This is a genomic window from Paenibacillus sp. S25 (assembly GCF_019454085.1).
Classification (GTDB): domain Bacteria; phylum Bacillota; class Bacilli; order Paenibacillales; family Paenibacillaceae; genus Paenibacillus; species Paenibacillus polymyxa_B.
The window spans coordinates 3,803,008-3,816,760 of sequence record NZ_CP073683.1 but is presented as its reverse complement, the minus strand read 5'-3'; the positions used below and the strand labels follow the sequence as shown (position 1 = coordinate 3,816,760).

Below are 13,753 nucleotides of genomic sequence, written 5' to 3'. Positions count from 1 at the left end.
ATCCGGGGGACGAGTATCAACCATGGAGGCAAGACCAACGGCTATACGGTGCCGAACCCGACAGCCCAAGGGGAACTGATCCGGTCGGCACTGGAGCGAGCGGGGGTCCATGCGCGGACGGTCAGCTATATTGAAGCCCACGGGACAGGTACAGAGCTGGGAGACCCGATTGAAGTGACGGGTCTGACCCAGGCATTCAGGAAGGATACGCCGGATACGGGATTCTGCGCCATAGGCTCTGTGAAGTCCAACATCGGACATCTGGAGGCGGCAGCGGGCATCGCCGGGGTTGGGAAAATCATCTTGCAGATGAAAAACCAGACGCTGGTTCCTAGCCTGCATGCCCAAGAATTGAATCCGAACATCCATTTCGGTCAGACGCCGTTCGTCGTCCAGCAGGAGCTGGGGGAATGGAAGCGGCCGGTGGTTGAGATCGATGGAGAGACGCGGGAATATCCGAGGATTGCTGGGATTTCATCGTTTGGAGCGGGAGGCTCCAATGCACATGTCATCATCGAAGAGTACATTGCAGAAGAGAAGGTGCCGATGAGCGTTACGGCTCAAAAGCCTGCGATCATCGTATTGTCGGCCAAAAATGAAGAACGACTGAAAAAGCAGGCCGAGAGATTGCTAGCTGTTATGCGGGAAGGACAGCTCAGCGAAAGCAGTCTGCCCGATGTGGCATACACGCTGCAGGTGGGACGCGAAGCCATGGAAGAGCGGCTGGCAGTGATTGCAGGGTCTATGCAGGAGCTGGTGGATAAGCTGGAAGGATTCCTGAAAGGACGAGACGGTATCCCTGAGTTGTACCGGGGCCAGGTCAAACGGAATAAGGAGGCGCTGACGGCGCTGGTAGAAGATGAAGACATGGACAAAACGATCGCTGCCTGGATAGGGAAAAGGAAATATTCGAAGGTAGTTGATCTCTGGGTCAAGGGATTGTCGATGGATTGGGACATGCTTTATGGGGATGCCAAGCCGCGGCGAATCAGCCTGCCGGCCTATCCTTTTGCGAGGGAGCGGTACTGGATCACGGATATTATGAGTCCATCTGTAGAAAGAGCTGTTACGGAAGCTCAGGAAAAGGCAATTCCCGTCCAGACTCATGCGATGCAGCCAACAACCCTAATACAACCCAGTTTTTTGAATAGTTCTGAAAAACCAAACGCCATATCCTTATCGAATTTGTTGGACCGTCAGCCGCACCTAAGCAAGTCTGCCAACCAGGAGGGGACGACGATCATGTTAACTTCACTGGAGGAGACATCGCACACATTAGAGGATGAGAAGAAGACGGAAGCGCTGTCGTCTGTTCCATCTGCAATATCGGCGGAAATATTGCAGGAGGAGCTGACAACAAGCCTGGCGCAGGCTTTATATATAGATCGGAGCGATATCGATTCGGATAGAAATTTTGTTGATCTTGGATTGGATTCCATTATAGGCGTAGAGTGGGTTCGTAGCATTAATAAGCATTACAATACAGCCATAACAGCGACAAAAGTCTACGATTATCCAACCATCCGAGATTTTAGCAAATTTGTAGAGAAGGAATTGTTGAGCAAATCAATTGCGCCATTCTCTGCCCAGTCTATTTCGGATCATTCTCCAGCAGAGTATTCACTGTCATCGGTTGCATTAGAGCCGGAGAAATCGGCAGAGTCTTCCATTCAGGTGAATTTGATGCCGATTTCGTTTGAAAAGCAGGCGCAGGCCAGCATGGCTGAGTGCAGCGCCTCTGCAGAGCTGTTACAGGAAGAACTGACGGTAAGCCTGGCTGAGGCTTTGTATATGGAACGGAGCGAGATTGAGGCGGATAAAAACTTTATAGATACCGGACTAGATTCCATTATAGGCGTAGAGTGGGTTCGAAACATTAATAAACGATATGGTACATCTATAGCAGCGACCAAGGTCTACGACTATCCTACCATTCGCCAATTCGCTACATTTTTGGCACAAGAAATCAATAAGCGTGGAGGAAGCTCCAATCAACAGTCCTTGAGCACAGTTCCGGACATGGACAAACCTATTGCGAAAGTCCATTCGAAGGGACCTGACACGCTGCATTGCTCTCCAAGGCTAACGCCTAAGGAGGATTCCGAGCCATTCCACCTGGTAAAGGTAGCAGAAGATTCATCGACTTTGCCTTCGGAAAATAAAGAATTAATTGCAATTGTCGGGATTTCGGGAAGGTATCCTGGTGCGGAAGATGTGCAGCAATATTGGGATAATCTCGCTCTAGGCAAAAATTCCATTATTGAAATCCCGAAGGACCGTTGGGATGTAAGCGAATATTATGATCCTCGTCCAGCGCAAGAGGGGAAAATCAATTGCAAGTGGCTGGGTGTTTTAGAGGATATGGAATATTTTGATCCGTTATTTTTCAATATTTCTCCTACCGAGGCGGAAGGGATGGATCCCCAGCAGCGCATTTTTATGCAGGAAGCATATAAGGCAATTGAGGATGCAGGCTATAGTGGCTCACAGTTGGGAAATAAAAAATGCGGGGTTTACCTTGGAATTTTAAATAATGAATATAGTATGCTGCGGTACAAGCATCAAGCGCAGTTCACCAATACTACTGGGAACAGCAACGCTATTGCAGCGGCTCGCATCTCTTATTTCCTCAATCTGAAAGGTCCAGCCATATCCGTAGATACGGCATGCTCCTCATCGCTTGTGGCAACCCATCTGGCCTGCCAGGCGTTATCTAACGGAGAGATAGAAATGGCGTTGGTTGGCGGGGTGTCGCTATATCTGACTCCTGAATCGTATGTAGGCATGTCTGCATCTGGAATGTTGTCGCCAGATGGCCGCTGTAAAACGTTTGACAATAGCGCCAACGGCTTTGTTCCGGGGGAAGGAGTAGGGGCGCTAGTTCTGAAGCGGCTGAAGGATGCTGAAGCTGATCGGGATCATATATACGGAGTTATTATCGGGTCCGGAATCAATCAAGATGGAAAAACCAACGGGATTACCGCTCCAAGCACAAACAGCCAAATTGAGCTGGAGCGGGAAATATACAACAAATATCAGATTGAGCCTGAAAGCATTAGCTATGTTGAAATGCATGGGACAGGAACCAAGCTGGGCGACCCTATTGAATTGGAAGCTTTATCAACCGCCTTTAAAGAGAAAACCGATCAGAAGAACTACTGTGCCATAGGTTCGGTAAAAAGCAATATCGGGCATACTTCTGCAGCAGCGGGCATAGCAAGCGTGCAAAAGGTGTTGCTATGCATGAAGCATAGAAAACTAGTACCGACACTGAATTTCAAGAACCCGAATGAGCATTTTGATTTTGATAATTCTCCTTTTTATGTCAATACAGAATTGAACGCCTGGGAACCTTCCCGCAGGAACCAAAGGCGCGCCGCTGTGAGCTCTTTCGGATTTAGCGGTACGAACGCCCATCTTATTATTGAAGAATATCGCCCCGGGACTGGAACATCTGTGACATCACCAGCTGCCGCCGATATTCATAATCCCGTTCTCTTCGTTTTATCTGCTAAAGGTGAAAAGCAACTAAAAACGTATGCCGAAAGAATGAGGAGCTTTATTGCATCCCAGGAAAATCTTAACCTCTCGGATATGGGGTATACGCTGCAAGTGAGCCGCGAGCCGATGGATTACCGGCTGGCTTTTGTGGCAGATTCAAAAGTGGCATTGCTAAAAGCGCTCGAAGGATTTGCGAATCATGATCTGCTTTCTGGCGTCCTAACGGCACAGGTGAAAAAGAGCAAAGACGGGATTGTGATGTTTGAGGCGGATGAAGATGCCAAATCGTTGCTTGAAACCTGGATCAAGAAGAGAAAACTGAAAAAAATAGCGGAGTTGTGGGTAAAGGGGCTAACTATTGACTGGAACAAGCTGTATGGGGACTTCAAACCTTACCGGATCAGTCTACCTACCTATCCTTTTGCGAGAGAACGCTGCTGGGCGCCTGAGCTTGACAGCAAGGCAGGCAAAGGCATGACTTCTGTCATTGCTGCTTCGCTCCATCCTTTACTGCATCAAAACACCTCCGATTTCTCGGAGCAGCGGTTCAGTTCGACTTTTACAGGCCAGGAGTTTTTCCTGAAGGATCATGTGGTGAATGGACGCAAGGTTCTATCCGGAGCTGCTTGCCTTGAAATGGTCCGGGAGGCCGTGGATCAGGCAACAGGTTCTGATGAGGGCGGGCCAACCGGAATTTGCCTTAAAAACGTGGTTTGGGCACGGCCTATTATCGTAGAAGATGGGCCACTACAGCTACACATCGGACTTTTCCTGGATGATCATCAAGAGATTTCCTATGAAATATATGGGGAGAGCGCAGAAGCTGATGCAGGGATTGTGATATATAGCTACGGCAGTGCTACACGAAGATTGGCTACGGAGGTTCCAGCACTGAATATTAAAGACTTGCAGAATATATGCAGTCGGAACTTCGATCCCTCACAATTGTATGGAGTTTTCAGAGATATGGGAATTGATTATGGCCCTGGACATCAAGGAATTGAGATGGTGTATGCGGGAGAGGGTCAAGTGCTGGCTAAGTTATGCTTGCCGTCTTCCGTTTCTGACAACCAAAGCCAATTTGTCCTGCATCCAAGTATGATAGATTCGGCCTTGCAGGCAACCGTAGGCTTGACGCTGGGGTCTGGCGAGATCAAACCTTCTCTGCCTTACGCCATTCAAGAAGTTGAAATTAGAAAAAATTGCAGCTCCATCATGTGGGCGTTGATTCGCTATAATGCAGACGGTCTAGCTGAGGAAAAGGCACAGAAGCTGGATATTGACCTGAGCGACGAGACCGGAGCCATCTGTGTCAGGATAAAAGGATATTCATCAAGAATTCTGAATAGGGACTCGATTTCTTCGGATGTTCAGTCAAATTCCAGTAACTTGATGCTTGAACCCGTATGGAAAGAGCAAGGGATTGCTCTAGAGGCCGATATGCCTGTATATGATCGCCATGTCGTGTTACTCTGCCAGCCGTCCGGGATTTCCCGTGAACAAGTTGAAGCTCGAATGGACGGCGTGCAATGCATTGTACTGCAACCCGACCGAAACGGAATCGCGGAACAGTTCCAGCGTTACGCCGTCCAGGTGGTTGAAGAGATTCAAAGCATTTTCAGGGAAAAACCCAATGGTAAGGTGCTGATCCAGATTGCCATAAGCGGACAGGAGGAGCAGCAGCTTTTCTCGGGACTTTCCGGTCTTTTAAAAACGGCCCGGCTTGAGCATTCAAAACTGGTAGGTCAGTTAATAGAATTGGGACAGGATGAGGACTGGGGAGCAATCATAGACATTTTAAAAGAAAACAGCCGTAGCCTCGGGGATATCCAGATTCAGTACGAGAAAGGCACACGGTGGGTTTCCTGTTGGAACGAAGTTCACATCTCTCAGGAAGCAGCGGGTAACCCGTGGAAGGATGGCGGAGTGTACCTGATTACCGGCGGTGCTGGTGGATTGGGACTCATTTTTGCCAAAGAGATTACGGATAAAGTCCATAAAGCCGTCTTGATTTTAACGGGGCGTTCCGCGCTGGATGAGGGCAAACGGGCTGAGATAAAGAAAATGGAGGCATTAGGGGCACGAATAATATACAGACAGGTCGATGTGACTCAGGAGCAGGCGGTGACCGAATTAATCCAGGAAATTCAGGAGGAATTCGGAAACATCAATGGCATCATTCACAGTGCAGGAGTCATTCGTGACAACCGCATACTCCAAAAAAATAGCGAGGAAATGCTGGAGGTTCTCGCACCCAAAGTAATAGGGACAGTGAATCTGGATCAGGCAAGCAAGAACCTGCCGCTTGATTTCTTTGTTCTATTTTCGTCTGTAGCCGGAGGATTAGGTAATCAGGGACAGGCCGACTATTCTGCAGCTAATGCGTTTATGGATGCTTATGCCGGATACCGGAACACTCTGATAGCATCAAAGCAGCGCCAGGGTCAAACGCTATCCATCAATTGGCCGCTATGGAAAGAGGGCGGGATGCGTATTGATGAGGAAACGGAGAAGCTGGTAAGGCAGCGTACAGGCATGAGCGGCATGTCAACCTCTTCCGGCATTCAGGCCTTGTATCGTGGCATGATCGCGGGCGTTGATCAAGTTATGGTGATGGAAGGCAATCTCGCAAAAATGAAGAAAACCATGGGTTTAATCACGACTCCAGAGATTAGGCAGCCTGAAAAGGTGAAGGGAATTTCAGATGCTTCCCCTGAAAGCAATGCCGTACCGGATCTGCTGGACAAGGTGCAGGCCGCTATGATACAGGCCGTGTCAAAATTGCTGAAAGTCAAACTTGAAGATATTGATGAACATGTAGAACTGAGTGAGTATGGCTTCGATTCCATCCTACTTACACAATTTACCAATAACATCAATCACTTATACCAGCTTGAACTGACGCCGGACATATTTTTTGAATACACAACGATTCATGACTTCACCAGGTATTTGGTGGACGAATATGATGCCGTGCTTGGCGAGCAGTTTGCCGTGCATGCCCGGACTGAGCCTGCTGTCCAGGCCGTGGAGGATGATAGGGAAGACAGTACCCACGTTAGACGGCAGCGTTTCCGGTTTGCAGGCGGGAATGTGTTGTCCATGCCGCAACAGACTCAGGCTGTTCCTGAACCCATTGCCATTGTGGGAATGAGCGGTGTATTTCCCATGGCTCGGGATGTGGATGAGTTTTGGAAAAATCTTGAGGAAGGCAGGGACTGTATCACTGAAATCCCTGAAGATCGCTGGGATTGGAAGACGTATTACGGTGACCCTGAGCAGGAGGCCAATAAAACAAACATCAAGTGGGGCGGGTTTATTGACGGGATCTATGAGTTTGACCCGCTATTCTTTGGAATTTCACCACGGGAAGCCGCACTCATGGACCCGCAGCAGCGTCTGTTGATGACCTATATCTGGAAGGCGATTGAAGATGCAGGCATTCAGGCAGGGAGTCTGTCGGGGACCCGCACAGGAATCTTTGTAGGTACCGCGAACAGTGGCTACAGCGGTATGATCTATCAGGGAAATGTGGGTGTTGAGGCGTATTCCTCCAGCGGTATGGCACCGTCTGTTGGGCCCAATCGAATGAGCTATTTCCTTAATATTCATGGTCCGAGCGAGCCTATCGAAACGGCGTGCTCCAGTTCGCTGGTCGCCATTCACCGAGCCGTTAGAGCCATAGAGGATGGAAGCTGTGAGATGGCGATTGCAGGCGGTGTCAATGTGATTATCACACCTGAACTCCATATCAGCTTCAACAAAGCAGGGATGCTGTGTGAGGACGGTCGGTGCAAAACCTTCTCCGATAAGGCTAATGGCTACGTGCGTGGTGAAGGGGCTGGCATGCTCTTCCTGAAAAAGCTGAAGGATGCAGAGAAGGATGGAGACCATATTTATGGTGTAATTCGGGGTACTGCCGTCAATCACGGAGGCCGGGCCAATTCCCTGACAGCGCCTAATCCGAGGGCTCAGGCGGATGTGTTGGTAAATGCATATACAAAGGCCGGAATCGATCCAAGGACTGTCTCTTACATTGAGGCCCACGGGACAGGCACCGAGCTGGGCGATCCGATTGAAATTAACGGACTGAAAGCAGCTTTCAAAGAGCTTTATGAGAATACAGAGGGACCCGGGATCACAGAATCCCATTGCGGATTGGGCTCGGTGAAGACCAATATCGGACATCTGGAACTGGCTTCTGGAATCGCGGGCGTCATAAAAGTACTGCTTCAGTTAAAGCATAAAAAGCTGGTCAAAAGCCTTCATTGCGAGGCAATTAATCCCTATATAAAACTTGAAGGTAGTCCGTTCTATATCGTTCAGGAGGCGCGGGAGTGGAAGTCACAGCGGGATACTCAAGGGAAAAATATTCCTCGGAGAACGGGTGTTAGCTCCTTTGGATTCGGGGGTGCCAATGCCCATTTGATAATCGAAGAATATATTCCTGGAAAGCAGGAGCAGAATTCTATTACCCTTACCACCCCAAAATCGGCTATTGTGGTGCTGTCAGCCAAGAGTGAAGGGCAACTGAAAGAGCAGGCGCAGCTATTACTAGCTGCAATCGGGGAGCATCCGTTCACAGACAGTAGTCTGGTAGATATAGCGTATACCCTTCAGGTGGGGCGCGAAGCGATGGAAGAACGTTTGGCCTTCGTTGCAGGCTCTCTCCGGGAGCTTGAAGAGAAATTGAAAGGATTTGTGGAAGGCCGGGATGGTATCCACGGCTTACACGTGGGACACGCCAAACGCCATAAAGAAGAAAATAGAGCTCGTGAAGACGGAGAGGGTGCGGGCACGACGATTGATGTTTTGGTTAGCGAAGGCAGCTATGGCAAAATCGCAGACCTTTGGGTAAAAGGAGTCGTTATTGACTGGGCCCTGTTGTACGGAGAGGCTAAACCAAACCGTATCAGTCTGCCAACCTATCCCTTTGCCAAAGAACGATATTGTATAACCGATATCAATAAACGGACGGGAGCAAGCGGTGTTGTGTTGGAACGGGAGACAGCAGTCGGCATTCATCCCTTACTTCAGCGTAATACGTCCGATATTTATGGATTGCAGTTCAGCTCCACTTTTACGGGGAAGGAATTTTTCCTGTCTGACCATGTGATAAGGGGGCAGAAGCTCTTGCCTGGAGTGGCCTACCTTGAAATGGCGCGGGCGGCAGTAGAGCAGGTCGCAGGATCTCCAGAAGACAAGTGGACGTCCATCCGGTTAAAAGATGTGGATTGGATCCGTCCAGTTGTGGTTGGGGAGGAGTCGGTTGATGTCAGTATTGGGCTCTATCCGCAAGATGGCGGGGAGATCGCCTATGAAATTTACAGCAAGTCTGGAGCAACGGAGCCCGAGCTGGTGGTGCATAGTGAAGGCAGGGCAGTAATTGTTCCGGTGGCAGAGGTCCCTGCTATAGATATTAAAACCTTGCTGGAGCAGTGCAGTCTGGGCTCCGTTTCATCCCGTCAGTGCTATGAGGCGTTTGCGGCGATGCGAATTTCCTATGGGCCGGGACATCAGGGAATTGAGAAAATATATATTGGGGTGGGTCAAGCGCTTGCCAAGTTGTCCTTGCCTTCTTCCGTTTACCATACGATGGAACGTTTTGTGATGCACCCCAGTTTGATGGATTCCGCTCTTCAGGCGACGATAGGCTTGATTATGAGTGCAGGTGATCGCAAAGCTTCCATTAAGCCAGCTTTACCATTTGCATTGGAAGAGTTAGAGGTATTTAACAAATGTACATCAGAGATGTGGGCCTGGATTCGTAATAGTGAAGACAGCAGGCAAGATGGCCCGCTGCAAAAGTTAGATATCGATTTGTGTGACGAGCAGGGGAATGTTTGTGTGAGGATGAAGGGATTCTTATCACGAGTTGCTGAAGGAGGAACAGAGGGTCCAGATGAATGGACTGCACCTGAGACTTTGATGCTTGAGCCTGTGTGGGAAGAACAAGCGATTGCTCTGGAAGGAACAACACCTGACTATCAACAGCATCTGGTAATTTTATGCGAACCGGGATATATTTCCGGGGAAATTATTGAATCGCAGATGAACGGGGTGCAGTGCCTCGTTCTCCAATCCGAAGAGAAGAGCATTGATGCACGGTTTAGGACTTATGCGACACAGGTGTTTGCGGCAATTCAACATATTCTTAAAACGGAATCCAAAGGCAAAACATTGGTTCAGCTTGTCGTTCCGGTGCAGGATCACCAACAGGTATTCTCGGGACTTTCCGGACTCTTAAAAACGGCATGGCTGGAGAATCCAGCACTGGTTGGCCAACTGATAGAAATGGATGTGGAGCAGAATTCAGCAGGTATGATAAATATCCTGCAAGAAAACAGTCGCAGTTCTATAGAACCACATATTCGCTATCAATCAGGTAGACGGCATGTTGCCGTATGGACGGAAATTAAAGCCTACGGGGAAGCGATCAGTATTCCGTGGAAGGACAGGGGAGTATATTTGATTACCGGCGGAACCGGAAGTCTCGGTTTGATTTTTGCCGAAGAAATTACACGACAGGCCAGAGATACTACTTTAATTCTTGTTGGACGCTCCCCGCTTCGTGGTGACACCAAAGCAAGGATTGAGGAGATAGAGGCTTTAGGTGCAAGAGTAGTATTCCGACAAGCCGATGTCGCCGATAAAAGGGCGGTTGAAGTTTTGATTCGGGATATTCAGGAAGAGTTTGGGAAGCTGGACGGAATTGTGCACAGCGCAGGAATAGTTAGCGATAATTTCATTATTAAAAAAACACGGGAGGAATTGCAAAACGTTTTGGCACCAAAGGTTACGGGATTGGTGAATCTAGATCAGGCTTGCAAGGAAATCCCGCTGGACTTCTTCATCCTTTTTTCATCCGTTGCAGGGAGCCTCGGGAATATAGGGCAGGCTGACTATGCTGCTGCCAATGCCTTTATGGACGCCTATGCCAAGTACCGTAATACGCTGGTAGAGCGAGAACAACGCCAGGGGCGGACGATTTCAGTCAATTGGCCACTCTGGAAAGAAGGCGGAATGCGTATTGATGGAGAAACAGAAAAGATCATGGAAGGGATGGGGATGTTTGCAATGGAGACTGGTGCAGGAATTCGGGCTTTGTATCAGAGCCTGGCTTCCGAAAAGAATCAAGTCATGGTGTTGGAAGGGCATGCCAGTCAGCTAAGAGAAACGCTCTTGCAGCAACCGTCCCTGAATCGGGCTGGAGATGCCTCCTCTATGATAAGGGAAAGCGAGATAGATTCGGTTATCGGACAAGACCAGCTTGCCGAAAAAGCGGCAAATTATTTAAAGCAATTGCTCGCTACATCCATCAGGCTGCCGGCAAGGCAGATTGAAACCGATGCACCTATGGAGAAGTATGGCATTGATTCCATTATGATTAAACAGCTAACCCGTGAGTTGGAGAAAACATTTGGAACACTGCCCAAAACTTTATTTTTTGAATACCAGAATATCCGGGAATTGACTCAATATTTCCTTAAAGTCCACCAGAAGCAGCTGATTAAATTGCTTGGAATCGAGACGGAGGTCAACGCTGCGAAAGAATTCAAGCCTTCTACGATGGAAAACGACCCGGGAAGGTCACTTTCTGATAATCGGAAGCAATCGCGTTTCATGCCAGTTCAGGCAAGTTTCCAACCGCAACCGGAAAGAGCAGGCGGATCGGAGGAAATTGCCATTATCGGTTTGTCAGGCATGTATCCCGATGCAGAAAACATTCGGGAATTCTGGAACAATCTGCGCGATGGGAAGGATTGTATTACGGAAATTCCCAAAGATCGCTGGGATCACAGCATGCACTTTGACGAGGACCAGAACCAGTCCGGAAAAGCTTACAGCAAGTGGGGAGGCTTTATCAAGGGTGTGGATCAGTTTGACCCCATGTTTTTCAATATCTCTCCTAGAGAAGCACAGATAATCGATCCTCAGGAGCGTCTATTCCTGAAATGCGTCTACGAAACGATAGAGGATGCAGGCTATACCCGGGAAGCGCTTGGACTGGAGCGGGGCCTTGGGCAGGATAGGAATGTGGGTGTTTTTGTCGGGGTCATGTATGAAGAATACCAGCTTTATGGGGCACAGGAACAAGCTAGGGGCAGAATGATTGCCGTTCCTGGCAATCCAGCTTCCATCGCAAACCGGGTATCTTATTTCTGTAACTTCCACGGTCCGAGCATGGCTGTGGACACCATGTGCTCTTCTTCATTGACGACCATTCATCTGGCCTGCCAAAGCTTGCAACAAGGCGAGTGTGAGCTTGCCATTGCTGGCGGCGTGAATGTATCCATTCATCCGAACAAATACCTGATGCTTGGGCAAGGCAGGTTTGTATCGAGTAAAGGACGGTGCGAAAGCTTTGGACAAGGTGGAGATGGATATGTGCCGGGAGAAGGCGTAGGAGCCGTACTGCTCAAACCACTGGCCAAAGCTATTGCAGATGGCGACCATATATATGGGGTCGTAAAGGGGACCTCGGTGAATCATGGAGGGAAGACCAACGGATTCTCCGTCCCGAATCCGAATGCGCAGGCCAGTGTAATTGGAAGGGCCTTTAAGAAAGCAGGAGTTAACCCCAGAACCATTAGTTACATCGAAGCGCATGGCACCGGGACATCTTTAGGTGACCCTATTGAAATCGCCGGATTGCAAAAAGTGTTCCAGGAATATACGGAGGATAAGCAATTTTGCGCAATCGGATCGGCAAAATCAAATATTGGGCATTGTGAGAGCGCGGCTGGGATTGCCGGAGTTACAAAGGTGCTCCTTCAGCTCAAATACGGACAAATCGTGCCTTCATTGCATTCAAAAACACTAAACCCGAATATCGATTTTAGCGATAGTCCTTTTATAGTTCAGCAGGAGCTGGGAGAGTGGAAAAGACCCGTCGTCACAATAAATGGGAAGACAGTTGAATACCCAAGAGTGGCAGGTATTTCCTCCTTTGGCGCCGGAGGCTCCAACGCACATGTGCTCATTGAGGAATATATCCCTGAGGAGCAGGAGACTAGACAAGTTACCATTCCACTGCAAAATCCTTTAATGATCGTGCTGTCGGCGAGGAATAAAGATCGACTGGATGAACAGGTGCAAAGACTGCTTGCTGAACTCAAAGAGCCGGAATACTCGCAAACCAGCCTGGAGGATATAGCATTTACTCTGCAGGTGGGACGGGAAGCCATGGAAGAACGGTTAGCAGTCATAGTTAAGTCTACCCGTGAGCTTACAGAAAAGCTGGAGAGTTTTTTAGCTGGGAATGAGGATATTGACGGGCTGTATTTGGGTCAGGCAAAGAAGAATAAAGACATCCTAGCTGTTCTTGAGGCAGACGAAGACATGGCAAAAATGGTGGATAGTTGGATAAGTAAGGGTAAGTATACAAAGCTGGCGGAGCTTTGGGTGAAGGGGCTGCTCTTCGATTGGACTAGACTTTATGAGAATACCAGCCCTCGTCGGATTAGTCTGCCAACTTATCCATTTGCCAAGGAGAGCTATTGGATCTTCGCGCGTGGGGGCGAATCCCGGGACGTCGAGGCGGAAACTCCTGTAGTCGATGTGTCGGTACAAGAGTTCGTTTCCAGCCCTCCTGCAGTTAACCATAGCAACGATAATATGCAGAGACAGACTTTGGCGAAAGTACCTGAAAAACCGCAGGGCATTTTGCTAAGCTCCGTTTCCAACATCCAGATGGTAGCAGATAAGCCAGAAAAGTCAGCCGTGCTGGCAGAATCCAAGCCTGCCCCGCCGCAACCTGAGGCCAAGCCTTCTTCGCCGCCGCCCGTTGTTGCCAGGGATGAGGCAAAGTGGTCGACATATGCGCCAACGGCTGTACGGGTAGAAACATTGGAGAAGGAACTGGTAGAAAGTCTTGCGAAATCCTTGAGTATGAATGAAAAGGATATTGGCCGGGATGATCAATTTATTGATATGGGACTGGACTCCATTATAGGTGTAGAGTGGGTGCAGGCTGTGAATAAACGTTTTGGAACAGCTATTCCAGCAACCAGGGTGTACGACTATCCTAACATTAAAGAATTCTCCAAATTTTTGGAAAAGGAAATGAACAAGTCGGCGGGAGATACAAACCAGGCTCCTACAGAGCCGAACCCTAAGCAGCCCATGCAAGCCTTGTTACAGAAAGTACTGCAGGGTGAGTTAGATTTTGAACAGGCCGACCAGTTATTCAACCAATTACACTCGTAGACAGCCAACACGATATTTGTCCTATTTCATACAGCTAGGAGGA

General features: G+C 48.9%; 1 protein-coding gene (cut by a window edge). It reads left to right on the top strand.

What is annotated here, in order from left to right; genetic code table 11:
* A protein-coding gene (locus tag KAI37_RS16640) for an SDR family NAD(P)-dependent oxidoreductase (protein ID WP_220029850.1) crosses the window boundary here: on the top strand, positions 1-13,710 show its 3' portion. Its footprint begins 5,979 nt before the window's first position; the window shows 13,710 of its 19,689 coding nt (coding positions 5,980-19,689); its start codon lies beyond the left edge, outside the window; it ends in the stop codon at positions 13,708-13,710.
* Positions 13,711-13,753: the final 43 nt, after the last annotated feature.